Origin of the sequence: Roseovarius sp. MS2, assembly GCF_051447875.1 — a bacterium.
GTDB classification, from domain to species: Bacteria; Pseudomonadota; Alphaproteobacteria; order Rhodobacterales; family Rhodobacteraceae; genus Roseovarius; species Roseovarius mucosus_A.
Genome location: NZ_JBKHVF010000001.1, coordinates 3899344 through 3912405, shown reverse-complemented (window position 1 = coordinate 3912405; position 13062 = coordinate 3899344). Strand labels below are relative to the sequence as shown.

The following is a 13062-nucleotide window of genomic DNA, read 5'->3' as shown; positions in this document are numbered from 1 at the left end:
GCGGGGTGCAACCCTCGTCAGAGCGTGCTCAGCATGAGATGCGTCGAGAGTGCTGCAATGATCACGCCTGCCGCGATTTCAAAGAGCGGCAGGGCGCGGGCGGTATCGCCAGCGGCGAGACGCGCCAGCGCGCCTTCGCGCAAGGTGACAGAGGCGAGGGCCACGGCGAGGGTGACGCTGGCGGTGCCAAGTCCCATGGCGAAAGCGCCAAGGATGCCCGCGAGGTCAAGGTCCATGCGCCAAGTGAGGATGAGGAGGAAGAGCGCGCCGGTGCAGGGGCGGATCGCCACGGCGCCAATCAGGGCGGCGGCGTCGCGCCAGCCGGTGACGGCCTCGGCCTCGGCCAGAGTTGGCCCGTGTTTATGCCCACAGGAAGAACAAGGCGCGTCGTTGTCATGGTGATTATGGTGGTTATGGTCAGCGTGGTGATGGTGGTCATGGTGCCGGGCGGGGCGGGATGCCCGCCAGCGGCGCAGGCCGCGAAAGGCCAGCCAGAGGCCGACAAGGGCGATGGCGGCAAAACTGGCGGGGGCCATGATATCTTCGGCCAGATCGGTCATATGCTGGCGCGTGAGGTCAAAGAGGAACACGCCAGAGTAGACCAGCAGCACCGCCGCTGCGGCCTGTGCAAAGCTGGAGGCCAGCGCCAAGAGCGACAGGCGAAGTGCGCTGACGCGTGCGGCCATGCCGTAGCCACCGATCAGGATCTTGCCATGGCCCGGCCCCGCCGCGTGAAAGAAGCCATAGGCAAAGCAAAGGCCCAGCAACCCGGCCAGCGCCCCCGGTTCGCCCGCACGCAATGCGCGCAGAAGGCGGGCCATGGCCTGTTGCGTCTCGGCCTGTCCGGCGCGGGCCCAAGTTGAGACTTGCGCGGCCCCGCCAAAGCCCCAGAGCCAGATCACAAGGGCTGCGAGCGCAAGGGCCGCAAGGCTTAGGAGGGGGCGGCGCATGTGACCGAAAGGCTCTCGGAAAAGAGATTGCCGATCTCGACCCCGGAATATTGTTCCTCGGCGCTGAGTTCGCTCAGCATCTGGCGGAATTGTTCCTGGCTTTCGTCAAGGTCGGGTTCGGTGATCGTATAGACGCAGCCCTTGGGCAGCGTGATGGGACCGGCAAGGCTATGGGCTACGTAATAGGTGGGATCGTACGCCTCGATGCGCAGAGCGTCGGCTTTGACTGGGCCGAAGGTGCGGGTATGGGTGGCAATGATGCGGCCATTGGTGAGGGCAATGCCGGTGGGGATCGGGTGATCAAGGACAATCTTGGTCTCGCCCTGATACATGTAAAGATCGCCCTCAAAGCCGTCTGGCCACTCGATCAGATCAAACCCTTTGAGCTGGGCCAATTCCGCCTCGGTCAGGGTGCCGTCGCCATCGGGGTCTAGGCCCATGTCGGTGAGGATCAGGAGGGAAAAGAAATCATCATAGCTCCAGGTCACCTCGACCTCTGACAGGCGCCCTTGGGTATCCGCGGTAAAGCGCAGGGCAACATCAACAAACACATGCGGATGCGCGCCCAAGCGGGCGGCGGGCAGGCAGAGTGTTGCCGCAAGGGCCATCGGGATGAGCGGTTTCATACCGTCAGACTTAGGCGCGTGGCGCGCCTGCTGCAAGGCGCGTTTGCGGGGGCGGAATGCCCCGCGCGAAAGCTCGCCTAGGCCTTGATCACAAAGGATTGGCCGCTGGTCAGGGAGAGCACGTTTTCCGGCTTGTCGGCGAAAAATTCGTCAATCGCCTTTTTCGCGCCGGGGCAATCACCAGAGCCATAATCGTCGCAGAGGATGACGCCGCCCGGCTTGACCCTAGGATAGAAGAATTCGACCGAGGCGAGTGTCGGCTCGTAAAGGTCCACATCGACATGGACGAGCGAAAATTCCTGATCCGCGACATCGTTGAAGCGGTCGGGAATCCAGCCTTTGTGCAATTCCACACGGTCGCCAAAGGCGCTGAGGTTCTGGCGCACGATATCCTCTGGCACGGCCAGATCACCCTTGGACCATTCCGATTTGCCACCCGATTGCACATCGGCGTCGCTGGGTTCCGACAGACCTTGGAAGGAGTCAAAGATGTGCAGGCGTTTGGTGCTTTGCGCGCCCGCGCCGGTCAGCAGGAAAAGCGAGGATTTGCCATAGCGCACGCCGCATTCGGCGAAATTACCCTCAATCGCGCGCACCATGCGGGCAGAGGTCATCAGCGTGAAGCAGCGATCATGTGGGCTGCCTTCGATGCCGCGGGCCTCGGCCATGTCGCGGGCGGCGATGAATTCGGGGTCTGTGAGCCAAATCAGATGCGGTTTGTAGACCTCAAAGCGCTGCCGCGCGGCCAGACGCTTGGCCAGTTTGTAATGGCCACGGCGGTATTTTTCCCGCCCGAAAAGAAGCCCGCCGAGCGAGTCGAGTGCCTTGATGATCACGGATTGCCCCTTGTCTGACGCCTCAGGCGGGCCTTTTGACCGCCTGAGCGGTCTCTTGGCCCAGACCGGGGCACCGCGTCAAGGGGCGCGTCGTCGTGTCTCATCGGCTCTTGCGGTCCTCGGGGTGCAGGGATTTGCCCAAGATGTGATCGCTTTTGTGCAGCACGTGCTGTGCGTTCGAGACGATGAGCGAATCGGGGGCCTGAGCGATTTTGGGGTCTTTGCCGGGGTAGTCGAGAGAGCTCAGGAAGTGCCGCATGCAATTGAGGCGCGCGCGTTTCTTGTCGTTCGACTTGATCACTGTCCAGGGCGCGTCGGCGGTGTCGGTGTAGAAGAACATCGCCTCTTTCGCCTCGGTGTAGTCGTCCCATTTATCGAGGCTGGCCTTGTCGATGGGGCTGAGTTTCCATTGCTTGAGCGGATCGGTTTCGCGGCTGGCAAAGCGGGCGCGCTGTTCGCCCTGCGTGACCGAGAACCAGTATTTGTAGAGCCGGATCCCCGAACGCACCAGCATCCGCTCTAATTCGGGGGTCTCGCGCATGAATTCGAGGTATTCATGCGGCTGGCAAAAGCCCATCACCCGCTCGACCCCGGCGCGGTTGTACCAAGAGCGGTCATAAAGCACCATTTCGCCCGAGGTGGGCAGGTGTTGGACGTAGCGCTGAAAATACCACTGGCCGCGTTCTTGATCGGTGGGTTTGTTGAGGGCCACGACACGGGCGGCGCGCGGGTTAAGATGTTCGGTGAAGCGTTTGATTGTGCCGCCCTTGCCCGCTGCATCGCGCCCCTCGAAGATCAGCACAAATTTCTGCCCCGTCTCTTGGGCCCAAAGCTGCACCTTGAGCAATTCGGCCTGAAGGTGCGCCTTTTGGGTCTCGTAGCTGCGGCGACCCATGCGGGTTTCATAGGGATAGGCCCCGCTTTCGAAAGCGTCACGCAGGGAATTGGGATCGTTTTCAGCCGGGGTGGCGAGGAGGTTTGCCGCTGCAGGTGCCGGGGTTGGTTTCTCAACCGCAAGCTCGGGCAGGGAGGTGGGAATGGCCGCAGGTTCGGGCGTAGGCAGGGAGGACAGGGGCGACTCGGTCATGCGGCACTCCGTTTTGGATCAATGATTAATCCCGGAATGATATATGAATTTTTTGTGTCACACTTTGCGCCAAGTCAAATTTTGCGGGCAGAGCAGAGTTGGAGCTTGCCCGCGTCTCAGACCCCGGCTGCGCGGGCAAAGGCCACGAGCGCTGCGGTTGATCCGTCGCGCGTGGGGTTGGTGTCGCCGGTGAGCATGGCGTCGACATCGACGGCGAGCACCTTGCCCAGTTCCACCCCCCATTGATCAAACGAATTGATCCCGAGGATCACGCCTTCGACGAACACGCGATGTTCATAGAGCGCAATGATCTGGCCCAGACGGCGCGGCGTCAGCCGGTCATAGATCAGCGTGGTCGAGGGGCGGTTGCCGGGAAAGACGCGGTGTGCGGCCTGCCGCTCAAGCTCGGGGCCGGTGTAGCCTGCGTCGCGCATCAGCGCGCGCGCCTCGTCAAGCGAGCGCCCGCGCAAGAGCGCCTTGGATTGCGCAAGGCAATTGGCCACGAGCAGGCGGTGGTGATGCGCAAGCTCTGGCTCGTGCCCGGTGGCCGCCACGAGAAATTCGCAAGGAACCACGGCGGTGCCCTGATGGATCAGCTGATAAAAGGCATGTTGGCCATTGGTGCCCGGCTCTCCCCAGACGACGGGGCCGGAGGGGCGGCTGAGCGCTGCGCCGGACATGCTCACGCGCTTGCCGTTCGATTCCATTTCAAGCTGTTGCAGATAGGCGGGCAGGCGCGCGAGGCGTTGGTCATAGGGTAATACGGCGCGGGTGCCGTGGCCCAGGCCCTGATGATGCCACAGGCCGATGAGACCGAGCAGGAGGGGCATGTTCTCGAGCGGGGTGGCGGTTTGGAAATGCTGGTCCATCGCCTCGGCACCGCGCAGAAAGTCCTTGAACCGGTCTGGCCCGATGGCGATCATAAGCGGCAGGCCGATGGGCCCCCAAACCGAATAGCGCCCGCCCACATAATCGCCAAAGCCGAACACAGCGCTTGCGTCGATGCCCCAGTCAGCGGCCCTTGCGGCGGCAGAGGATACGGCGGCGAATTGTGGCCCGGGATTGACCCCGGCGCGGGTCATCCACGCCTGCGCCGTGGCCGCATTGGTCATGGTTTCGATGGTGGTAAAGGTCTTGGAGGCGACAATCACGAGGGTGGTTGCCGGGTTCAGCCCCGCCAATGTATCGGCGATGTCGGCCCCATCGACATTTGAGACGAAATGGCAGCGCGGCCCGTCGTGATAGGGGCGCAGCGCGCGCACCGCCATCTCGGGGCCAAGGTGCGAGCCGCCGATGCCGATATTGACAACATCCGTGATCGGCCCCTGCCGGACGGTATCGGCAAAGCGGGCCATGCGGGCGCGGGTTTCGGTAATCTCGGCCATGATATCGCTGCCCTCGACCATCACCGGCTGGCCCGAGAGATTGCGGAGCGCGGTGTGCAGAACGGGGCGCGCCTCGGTTTCGTTTATCGCCTCGCCCGCGAACATCGCGGCGCGGCGGGCCGCAACGCCTGCGGTTTGGGCGAGCGTCAGCAGGGCGGCGCGGGCAGGGACGGTGAGGGCGGTTTTGGAGTAGTCAAAAAGCATCCCGTCAAAGCGGGTTGAAAAGGTCTCGGCGCGGGTGGGATCGCTGAACAACCCGGTGATGTCGATATCTCGCGCCGCTTTGGCGACCTCTTCCACCTCTGACCACATTTTGAAATCCTCTCAGGGGCACCAATGTACTCTGGCTCCCGCTAGCACGGCGGCAATCGGGGCCTCAAGGGGGCGCATATGCTGTGCGCGCTCGAACGCCGCACGTTTCTGTGTGCCGGTGATGACCACGTGTTTGCAAAGGGCCCCATTCAGGACATGCGCCGACAGGGTGACGCGCGGCTCTTCCAGACCCGGCGCGCGCATCGGCACGAGGATGGGGGCATCCTCGGCCAGCGCATCGGCGAGGCGATCGGCACCGGGAAAGAGCGAGGCGGTGTGCATATCTGTGCCCATGCCCAGCAGGCAGACATCAATCGGCAGGGCGGGGGCGATGTTGGTTTCCAACTCGGCCAGCACCTCCTCGGGTTCTGGCGATTTGGCATAGAGCGGCAGGTAGCGCGCCGCGGCGGCGCGGTCGCGCAAGAGGCGTTCACGCAGAAGGCGGGTGTTGGAGCGCAGATGCACCTCGGGGCGCCAGCGTTCGTCTGAGAGCAGGATATCGACCCGGTCCCAGTCGAGATCGAGGCCACAAAGCCCGTCAAAGATTGGCCCCGGTGTGGTGCCGCCGGGCACGACAAAGAGCACGCGGTCGCGGGTGCGCAGGGCGTTGCGCAGGTCGGTCGAGAGCACATCCACCAGCCCCATGACCAGCATTTCGTCATCGGCATAGTCTACGAAGGTCATGGTCGTATCTCCCGCCAGCGGCGTCCATCGCGGTGCATGAGCATCAGCGCATCATCTGGTCCTGAGGAGCCGGTGGCATAGTCGAGGGGCGTCGCGCCTTCTTCCTCCCAATCGGCGATAATGGGATCGGTCCAGGCCCAGGCTGCCTCGACCTCGTCGCCGCGCATGAAGAGGGTTTGATTGCCGCGGATCACATCCATGATCAGCCGCTCGTAGGCATCGGGGAAATCCGCCTCTTCCGGCCCTAGCGCCTCGGCAAAGGTCATGTCGAGGGGCACGTCGATCAGGCGCATGCCGCCCGGCCCCGGTTCCTTGATCGTCACGCCCAGCTCGATCCCCTCATTGGGTTGCAGGCGGATCGTGAGGATGTTGCGGTGTCGCCCGGCATCGGCCCCAAAGATCGAATGCGGCGCATCCTTGAACACCACGGCGATTTCGCTGGCGCGGTCGCGCAGGCGTTTGCCGGTGCGCAGATAGAACGGTGTGCCCGCCCAACGCCAGTTGGAAATATGCGCCTTTAACGCCACGAAGCTTTCGGTTGTGCTGTCGCGGTTGCCCACCTGATTGCGGTAGCCGGGTTGCGTGCCGTCGCCCTCATACTGGCCGCGCACCACATTGCGCCGTGCCACGGGATCAAGGGCGCGGATGACCTTGAGTTTCTCGTCGCGCACGGCGTCGGGTTCGAATTTCGCCGGCGGCTCCATCGCGATGAGACACAAGAGCTGCATCATGTGGTTTTGCACCATGTCGCGCATGGCACCGGATTTGTCATAGTAATCACCACGCCCGCCGACGCCGACGGATTCCGCCACGGTGATCTGGATATGATCGACATATTGGCTGTTCCAGAGCGGTTCAAAGAGCACGTTGCCAAAGCGGATCGCCATCAGGTTCTGCACGGTTTCCTTGCCGAGATAATGGTCGATTCGGTAGATTTGACCTTCGCTGAAATGTCGCGCCAGCGTGCGGTTGAGGTCGCGCGCGGTGTCGAGATCACGGCCAAAGGGTTTTTCCACCACGATGCGGCTGCGTTCATCGGCCATGCCGTGTTTGTGCAGGCGTTTGGCCAGATCGCCAAAGAGGGCCGGGGCCACCGAAAAATAGAAAGCGCGGATGCGGTCGGGGCGCATGAGGGTGGCCAGCGGTTCCCAGCCTTCCGTGCCGCGCGCATCGAGCGTGACAAAATCGAGCAGGTCGAGAAAGGCGGTGAGATCCTTTTTGCGGGCTGATTCTTCGCCGCCGAATTCGGTGATCGCGGCGCGCGCCATGGCGCGATAGCCGTCGCGGTCCATGTCGCCGCGTGCGGCACCGATCAGGCGCACATCGCCTTCGATCTGGCCTGCGACAAAGCGGCGGAAGAGGGCGGGCAAAATCTTGCGCCGTGCCAGATCGCCGGTGCCGCCAAAAATCACCAGATCGAAGGGATCGACCGGGATCACCCGAGAGGCCATGGCCCATCTCCTTTGCTCGTCATTCGCCCGTTTTTCGGGCGCAGTATCCGCCGCGGCAACTCTAACATGTTGGGGCGTCTTCACAATGGCGTCAGAACGCTTCTCTTGCCAGAGCGGGAGCGATAGATAGGAAAAGAAAATCAGTTCGTGGATGACTTTATGAAAGATTCCGTCACCGGCCCAGCCAATCAGGGCAAGTTTCAAGACCCGGCGCGCACCGCCAAGGGTGATGTGCGGGCCTCTGTTGCGCTAAGCCATCCTGAGACCTTGTGGTTCAACACCGGCACGCTCTGCAACATCGAGTGCCGCAACTGTTATATCCTGAGTTCGCCCAGCAATGACGCGCTGGTTTATATCTCCGAATCGGAGGTGCGCGACTATCTGGGGCAGGTGCGCGCGCGGGGCTGGCCGCTGCGTGAGATCGCCTTTACCGGCGGCGAGCCCTTTATGAATCCCGAGATGATCGGCATGGCGCGGGCGGCGCTGGAGGCGGGGTTCGAGGTGTTGATCCTGACGAATGCCATGCGCCCGATGATGCGCAAGACGATGCGCGCAGGGCTGCTTGATCTGGGGAAGACCTGGGGCGAGAAGCTGACCTTGCGGATTTCGGTCGACCACTGGTCGGAGGCTTTGCATGACGAAGAGCGCGGCGCGGGGGCCTTTGCCAAGACGCTGGAGGGCATGTGCTGGTTGCGTGACAATGGCATCCGCATGACTGTGGCCGGGCGCACCGTCTGGGGCGAGAGCGAGGCGCAGTCTCGTGCGGGGTATGCGGCGTTTTATGCGGAACACGGGTTTGAGATTGACGCCTATGATCCGGGTGCCACCGTGCTTTTCCCCGAGATGGACGAGGGGGCCGAAGTGCCCGAAATCACCACGGCCTGTTGGGATATTCTGGACAAGCGGCCCGAGGACATCATGTGCGCCTCGTCGCGCATGGTGGTCAAGCGCCGGGGGGCGGCGCGGCCTGCGGTGGTGGCCTGCACGCTGCTGCCTTATGCGCCCGAGTTCGAGTTGGGCGAAACGCTGGCCGAGGCCGAGCGCGACGTGGCGCTGAACCATCCCCATTGCGCCAAGTTCTGCGTGCTGGGCGGGGCAAGCTGCTCGCGGTGAGGGGGGCTTGAGTCCTCGCAAAAGCGCCGCGCCTTGATTCCGCGCTGGGGTATGGCAGCCCTTGGCGCGATGACACTTCTGCCGCCTCACTCGCCCTTGAGCAGCCGATCCGCTTTTTTGCGCACCAGCACAGAGCGCAGGTCATGCATCGCCAAGAGAAGCGAATCCGTCACCTGTTCAAGCTGGTCATCGGTCGCCTTGGACTGCACCCAATGGGTCGTGGTGTTGAGGTAATCCACCGCGCGCAGGATATCGTCGATGTCGCGATATTCGACCAGTTTCAGCCGTTCCTCCATCCACGCTGTGATGGCGGCACTGTCGGCGTCGGTCAGGGCACGTTCGCCATGCGGCTTGATTTCGGATTTGCGGATGTTGACGGTGGCGATCTGTTCCATCTCGATCCGGCGCTGCCGGTTCTCGGTATCGACCCGAAACACGAAGGCCCCGTTTTCACGGACCCTGAAGTAATATTCCGGCAGATCACCCGCCATGGTCAGGCACTTTCCAGAACGCGCCAGAGCGAACCGTCGGGATCGACCAGCGCAAACATTCGGGGCGCATTCGCAAGGGTGAAAGGATCGGTCAATCGCGGGATGGCGTTGCGCGTGTCGGGCAGATCCGTGGCGCCGCGCCATTCGGCATGCAGGCTGTCAATCTCGGGCAGACGCAGGCAGGCGGAAAAGCAACTGGTGCCGGGGTCCAGATCGGGATGCGGGAAAAACTCGACCGTCATGCCCTCCCGGCTCAGGATCATCCAGCCTGCATTGCGGAATTCGGTCTGAAAGCCGAGCATCGCGTAAAAGCGCTCGGTTGCATCGAAATCCCGGCTGGGCAGGTTTGCGGTTATCTTGCCTGTGGTCATGTCAGCCCTTTACAGAACGTCTGAATCCGCGTGCATGCCTCTTTCAGCGCGTCATCAGAGGTTGCATAGCTGATCCGGAAATTCGGGGATAGGCCAAAGGCCGCGCCGAACACCACCGCCACGCCGGTTTCTTCCAGAAGCGCCGTAGCAAAGGCCTCATCATCCGCGATCACCGCGCCGCCCGCGCTGGTCTTGCCGATCAACCCGGCAATCGACGGGTAGACATAGAACGCGCCATTGGGCGTGGGGCATTCCAGGCCCTCGATCTCATTGAGCATCGCCACAACCAGATCGCGACGGCGGGCAAAGACGACGTTGTTCTCGGCGATGAAATCATGGCTGCCGTTCAGCGCCTCGACCGCCGCCCATTGGCTGATGGTGCAGGGGTTCGACGTGCTCTGCGACTGGATCTTGCGCATCGCGGCAATGAGGTCTTGTGGACCCGCCGCATAGCCAATCCGCCAGCCGGTCATGCAATAGGCCTTGGACACCCCATTGCAGGTCAACGTGCGGTCATAGAGCGCCGGTTCCACCTGTGCGGGGGTGCAGAATTCAAATCCGTCATAGGCCAGATGCTCATACATGTCGTCGGTCATGATCCAGACATGGGGATGCCGCATCAAAACGTCGGTCAGCCCCTTTAACTCATCCCATGTATAGCCTGCCCCGGTGGGATTGCTGGGCGAGTTGAAGATGAACCAACGGGTTTTCGGTGTGATCGCGGCCTCGAGCGCCTCTGGCGTCAGTTTGAACCCGGTTTCGATGCCCGCAGGGGCAATCACCGGCTCGCCGCCTGCCAAGAGCACCATGTCGGGGTAGCTGACCCAATAGGGCGCGGGGATCAACACCTCGTCGCCGGGATTGAGCGTGGCCATGAGGGCATTATAAAGGATTTGCTTGCCGCCTGATGCGACGCTGACCTGGGCTGGCACATAGTCGAGCCCGTTGTCGCGCTTGAACTTGGCGCAGATTGCGGCCTTCAATTCCGGGATACCGTCAACGGCGGTGTATTTGGTCTTGCCCTCTTCGATGGCGCGGATGCCCGCGGCGCGGATATGTGCGGGCGTGGCGAAATCCGGCTCTCCAGCCCCAAGCCCGATCACGTCGCGCCCGGCTGCCTTGAGTTCCTGTGCCTTGGTGGTCACGGCGATGGTGGGCGAGGGTTTGACACGCGACAATGTCGCGGAAAGACGGGACATGACCGGCTCCGGTTTGAATTCACTCATGGAATGTCTTAGGGTGCGCTTAGTGCATGATCAAGCACGATCACTTGAAAGGAAGACGATGACCGCAGACAACACCGACGGCTGGTTCGATCCCGATGCCACCACCTTTGGCGACCGTGTGACCGGCGCGCGCGAGCGCTCTGGCATGAGCCAGTCCGATCTGGCGAAGCGGCTGGGCGTCAAGCTCAAGACGCTGAAGGCGTGGGAGAATGACCTGTCGGAGCCACGGGCCAACAAGCTGTCGATGATGGCGGGGATGCTCAATGTCTCGCTTTTGTGGCTGTTGTCGGGTGAGGGCGAGGGGCCGGGCGCGCCCGAGATGGGCGAGCTGTCGCGCGATGTGATGGATATGCTGACCGAGATCCGCGACATCCGTGCGCAGATGACCCGCGCGACCGACCGTCTGGGGCGGCTGGAAAAGACGCTGCGCGCCAAATTGCGGGAGGAGGCCGGTGAGTGACACGCCTGTAGAGGCGCCCGGCGCCGCCGACGAGCCGCCCGCCCACCGGATCAAGCGCCTGCGGATGCGGGCCATGCGCCGGGGGATCAAGGAAATGGACATTATCCTGAGCCGCTATGCCGAGGCGCGGCTGGGGGCGATGGATGCGGCCGCACTTGACGGGTTTGATGCGCTGTTGTGCGAAAACGATCAGGATCTCTATCAATGGGTCACGGGACAAGCCGCGCCACCGGCGCAGTTCGCCCCCTTGGTGGCAGAGATCGCGGCAGAGGCCAGCGGGGGAAAGTAGATCGCATTTTAGGTGGTTTGGCCGCGATTTACCGAATGTTCGGGTTTTTGCCAGATGGTCCCCAGCGAGCAGTATCGCATGGAGACCAACATGAGCTATCACAGCCCCCTGACGACGAGCGCTGTCCAAAGTGCCTTTATCAGCAGCTACCTAGACGCGCTATCGCTGGTGGAGCGTTTGCACCGGCTTTTGCTGGATGTCATCAAGGACGAGTTCGAGCGCGTCGGCGTGTTGGAAATCAACGCGGTGCAGGCGCTGTTGCTGTTCAATATCGGTGACCACGAGGTGACAGCCGGTGAGCTGAAGACGCGCGGCTATTATCAGGGCAGCAATGTCAGTTACAACCTCAAGAAGCTGGTGGATATGGGCTATATGCACCACCAGCGTTGCGAGGCGGATCGCCGGTCTGTGCGGGTGCGTTTGACCGAAAAGGGGCGCACGATCCGCGATCTTGTCGGCGATCTTTTTGCGCGCCATGCCGAGGGGCTGGAGGGGCGCGGCGTGCTGGGCCCCGATGGGATTGATCAGATCACCGCCTCGTTGCGGCGGGTGGAGCGCTATTGGACCGATCAGATCCGCTATATTTATTGAGGTAGGGGGTGGGGCGTGGGATGGGGCAGGGCACCCAGCATGAGATCGTTGATTTCACGGTAGAGTTTGCGCGACATCGCGCGCTCGAAATCCTCGAACCCTTGGGCGATTTCGAGAAAAGCCCCCGGACCACGCAGCACCTCGCGGCGGTAGTATTGCGTGACCTGCTGATCGTGCCCCTCGATGACCAGACCATTCACAGTGATGTTGTCAAAGGGGAAATGTTTGTAGGCCAGATCCGGGCCGAAGCCCTGATTGTTGACCCCGTCGCCCGAGACGTCAATCACCTGACGATCGCAGCGGGGGCCGCGCGCCATGAGCGCCGCCCCATAGCCCAACGCCGAGCCAAGGCCGGTGGGATAATCGCTGGTCGAGCGCTGCATGCCCGCAAGCACCGCCACTGCGCCGGTGATGTCGGCATCGTTGCGCAAGAACGTCCAATCGAGATGCAGCTTGTCCTGAAAGCGGCCGCTCCACTCGTAGACCGCCAGCGCCACATCGCCCGACCCGCCGCGCAGGATGGCCTCGCGGATGTCGGGCGCGTTCAGCGCCGAGGCAAGCCCGACCCGTTGCAGCCCATATTCCGCGTCATCGACCGAAGAGGACACATCAAGCGCAAGCACCAGCGCAAGGCGGCATGCACCCTGCGCCGGGGCCGCAAGGCTTGCGGCCAGAAGACAGGCCGCAAGCCTTACCAATGGCCGATATTCTCCATGCTGGCCCATGGCTCTGCCGGGGGCAGGGCGTCGCCCTCTTGCAAAAGCTCGACCGAGATATTGTCGGGGCTGCGCACAAAGGCCATGCGCCCGTCGCGCGGGGGGCGGTTGATGGTGACGCCATTGTCCATCAGGTGCTGGCAGAGGTCATAGATATTGCTGGTTGCATAGGCAAGATGGCCGAAATGCCGGCTGTCCGAGGGCAGGCCCTCGTCGCCATCCCAATTGTAGGTCAGTTCGACCGGGCAGTCCTCTTGTCCTTCGGGGGCCATGAACACGAGCGTAAAGCGCCCGCCCTCATTATCCCAACGGCGGGTTTCCTTGAGCCCGAGAAGGGCAAAGAACTGTTGTGTCGCCTCAAGGTCTTTGACCCGGACCATCGTGTGCAGGTATTTGATGCGCATGGTCATCCTCCGTGATTGCAATGGGTTGGAGGATAGTGGCCCGCGCGCCGGTGTCGAGGGCAATCTGGGA

The 13062-nt window shown here is 62.6% G+C and carries 16 protein-coding genes; 4 read left to right on the top strand and 12 right to left on the bottom strand.

Annotation, left to right across the window (positions count from 1 at the left end):
* Nucleotides 1-17 precede the first annotated feature (17 nt).
* From ACLGGT_RS19075 to zwf, 7 genes are all read right to left on the bottom strand, one after another.
* Complete coding sequence (locus tag ACLGGT_RS19075) at nt 18-950, bottom strand: nickel/cobalt transporter (protein WP_437197261.1); 933 nt, start codon at nt 948-950, stop codon at nt 18-20.
* Nucleotides 932-1576 carry a DUF1007 family protein gene (locus ACLGGT_RS19070; RefSeq protein ID WP_437197260.1) on the bottom strand — a complete coding sequence of 215 codons (645 nt, stop codon included), beginning with the start codon at nt 1574-1576 and terminating at the stop codon, nt 932-934. Before ACLGGT_RS19070 ends, ACLGGT_RS19075 begins: the two co-directional genes overlap by 19 nt.
* A 77-nt stretch (nt 1577-1653) precedes the next feature.
* Nucleotides 1654-2412, bottom strand: a complete 759-nt coding sequence (locus ACLGGT_RS19065; protein ID WP_437197259.1) for a TylF/MycF/NovP-related O-methyltransferase — start codon at nt 2410-2412, stop codon at nt 1654-1656.
* A 100-nt stretch (nt 2413-2512) separates the two neighbouring features.
* Nucleotides 2513-3499: a polyphosphate kinase 2 gene (gene ppk2 / locus ACLGGT_RS19060; RefSeq protein WP_437197258.1), complete on the bottom strand. Its 987-nt coding sequence runs from the start codon at nt 3497-3499 to the stop codon at nt 2513-2515.
* A 116-nt stretch (nt 3500-3615) separates the two neighbouring features.
* Nucleotides 3616-5196 (bottom strand): glucose-6-phosphate isomerase, encoded by a 1581-nt coding sequence (gene pgi / locus ACLGGT_RS19055; protein ID WP_437197256.1) that lies wholly within the window; start codon nt 5194-5196, stop codon nt 3616-3618.
* Nucleotides 5197-5208: 12 nt separating this feature from the next.
* Entirely contained in the window at nt 5209-5880 is a 672-nt protein-coding gene (gene pgl / locus ACLGGT_RS19050; protein WP_008282262.1) for a 6-phosphogluconolactonase, read from the bottom strand.
* Complete coding sequence (zwf, locus tag ACLGGT_RS19045) at nt 5877-7331, bottom strand: glucose-6-phosphate dehydrogenase (RefSeq protein ID WP_437197255.1); 1455 nt, start codon at nt 7329-7331, stop codon at nt 5877-5879. The genes pgl and zwf overlap by 4 nt, the downstream gene beginning before the upstream one ends.
* 159 nt (nt 7332-7490) lie before the next feature.
* Between zwf and ACLGGT_RS19040 the strand changes: the two genes are divergently transcribed.
* Nucleotides 7491-8444 (top strand): radical SAM protein, encoded by a 954-nt coding sequence (locus tag ACLGGT_RS19040; protein WP_437197254.1) that lies wholly within the window; start codon nt 7491-7493, stop codon nt 8442-8444.
* Between the two features lie 86 nt (nt 8445-8530).
* On the opposite strand, the gene ACLGGT_RS19035 is transcribed toward ACLGGT_RS19040, so the two are convergent.
* The 3 genes from ACLGGT_RS19035 to ACLGGT_RS19025 are packed head-to-tail and all read right to left on the bottom strand — an operon-like array spanning nt 8531 to nt 10505.
* Nucleotides 8531-8935, bottom strand: coding sequence for a hypothetical protein (locus tag ACLGGT_RS19035; protein WP_008282259.1), 405 nt, complete (start codon nt 8933-8935; stop codon nt 8531-8533).
* A 2-nt stretch (nt 8936-8937) separates the two neighbouring features.
* Nucleotides 8938-9306 carry a bleomycin resistance protein gene (locus ACLGGT_RS19030; protein WP_009818506.1) on the bottom strand — a complete coding sequence of 123 codons (369 nt, stop codon included), beginning with the start codon at nt 9304-9306 and terminating at the stop codon, nt 8938-8940.
* Nucleotides 9303-10505 (bottom strand): pyridoxal phosphate-dependent aminotransferase, encoded by a 1203-nt coding sequence (locus ACLGGT_RS19025; RefSeq protein WP_437197253.1) that lies wholly within the window; start codon nt 10503-10505, stop codon nt 9303-9305. The genes ACLGGT_RS19030 and ACLGGT_RS19025 overlap by 4 nt, the downstream gene beginning before the upstream one ends.
* Nucleotides 10506-10590: 85 nt before the next feature.
* On the opposite strand from ACLGGT_RS19025, the gene ACLGGT_RS19020 reads away from it, so the two are divergent.
* The 3 genes from ACLGGT_RS19020 to ACLGGT_RS19010 all read left to right on the top strand — a co-directional run bounded on the left by ACLGGT_RS19020 (nt 10591) and on the right by ACLGGT_RS19010 (nt 11872).
* Entirely contained in the window at nt 10591-10992 is a 402-nt protein-coding gene (locus ACLGGT_RS19020; RefSeq protein ID WP_008282257.1) for a helix-turn-helix domain-containing protein, read from the top strand.
* Nucleotides 10985-11281 (top strand): succinate dehydrogenase assembly factor 2, encoded by a 297-nt coding sequence (locus ACLGGT_RS19015; RefSeq protein ID WP_008282256.1) that lies wholly within the window; start codon nt 10985-10987, stop codon nt 11279-11281. The genes ACLGGT_RS19020 and ACLGGT_RS19015 overlap by 8 nt, the downstream gene beginning before the upstream one ends.
* A gap of 90 nt (nt 11282-11371) precedes the next feature.
* Entirely contained in the window at nt 11372-11872 is a 501-nt protein-coding gene (locus ACLGGT_RS19010; RefSeq protein WP_081508532.1) for a MarR family winged helix-turn-helix transcriptional regulator, read from the top strand.
* On the opposite strand, the gene ACLGGT_RS19005 is transcribed toward ACLGGT_RS19010, so the two are convergent.
* On the bottom strand, nt 11866-12597 hold the full coding sequence (locus ACLGGT_RS19005; protein ID WP_437197252.1) for a DUF1194 domain-containing protein: 732 nt from the start codon (nt 12595-12597) through the stop codon (nt 11866-11868). The genes ACLGGT_RS19010 and ACLGGT_RS19005 overlap by 7 nt on opposite strands.
* Nucleotides 12564-12992 (bottom strand): VOC family protein, encoded by a 429-nt coding sequence (locus ACLGGT_RS19000; protein ID WP_008282253.1) that lies wholly within the window; start codon nt 12990-12992, stop codon nt 12564-12566. Before ACLGGT_RS19000 ends, ACLGGT_RS19005 begins: the two co-directional genes overlap by 34 nt.
* Between the last annotated feature and the right edge of the window lie 70 nt (nt 12993-13062).

What these genes read in the sequence shown, in the direction of transcription:
- ACLGGT_RS19070 (WP_437197260.1), bottom strand. Translation starts at nt 1,576, where the DNA reads ATGAAACCGCTCATCCCGATGGCCCTTGCGGCAACACTCTGCCTGCCC.
- ACLGGT_RS19030 (WP_009818506.1), bottom strand. Translation starts at nt 9,306, where the DNA reads ATGACCACAGGCAAGATAACCGCAAACCTGCCCAGCCGGGATTTCGAT.
- pgi (WP_437197256.1), bottom strand. Translation starts at nt 5,196, where the DNA reads ATGTGGTCAGAGGTGGAAGAGGTCGCCAAAGCGGCGCGAGATATCGAC.
- ACLGGT_RS19040 (WP_437197254.1), top strand. Translation starts at nt 7,491, where the DNA reads ATGAAAGATTCCGTCACCGGCCCAGCCAATCAGGGCAAGTTTCAAGAC.
- ACLGGT_RS19020 (WP_008282257.1), top strand. Translation starts at nt 10,591, where the DNA reads ATGACCGCAGACAACACCGACGGCTGGTTCGATCCCGATGCCACCACC.
- ACLGGT_RS19000 (WP_008282253.1), bottom strand. Translation starts at nt 12,992, where the DNA reads ATGCGCATCAAATACCTGCACACGATGGTCCGGGTCAAAGACCTTGAG.
- ACLGGT_RS19035 (WP_008282259.1), bottom strand. Translation starts at nt 8,935, where the DNA reads ATGGCGGGTGATCTGCCGGAATATTACTTCAGGGTCCGTGAAAACGGG.
- ACLGGT_RS19075 (WP_437197261.1), bottom strand. Translation starts at nt 950, where the DNA reads ATGCGCCGCCCCCTCCTAAGCCTTGCGGCCCTTGCGCTCGCAGCCCTT.
- ppk2 (WP_437197258.1), bottom strand. Translation starts at nt 3,499, where the DNA reads ATGACCGAGTCGCCCCTGTCCTCCCTGCCTACGCCCGAACCTGCGGCC.
- ACLGGT_RS19005 (WP_437197252.1), bottom strand. Translation starts at nt 12,597, where the DNA reads ATGGGCCAGCATGGAGAATATCGGCCATTGGTAAGGCTTGCGGCCTGT.
- ACLGGT_RS19010 (WP_081508532.1), top strand. Translation starts at nt 11,372, where the DNA reads ATGAGCTATCACAGCCCCCTGACGACGAGCGCTGTCCAAAGTGCCTTT.
- pgl (WP_008282262.1), bottom strand. Translation starts at nt 5,880, where the DNA reads ATGACCTTCGTAGACTATGCCGATGACGAAATGCTGGTCATGGGGCTG.
- ACLGGT_RS19025 (WP_437197253.1), bottom strand. Translation starts at nt 10,505, where the DNA reads ATGTCCCGTCTTTCCGCGACATTGTCGCGTGTCAAACCCTCGCCCACC.
- zwf (WP_437197255.1), bottom strand. Translation starts at nt 7,331, where the DNA reads ATGGCCTCTCGGGTGATCCCGGTCGATCCCTTCGATCTGGTGATTTTT.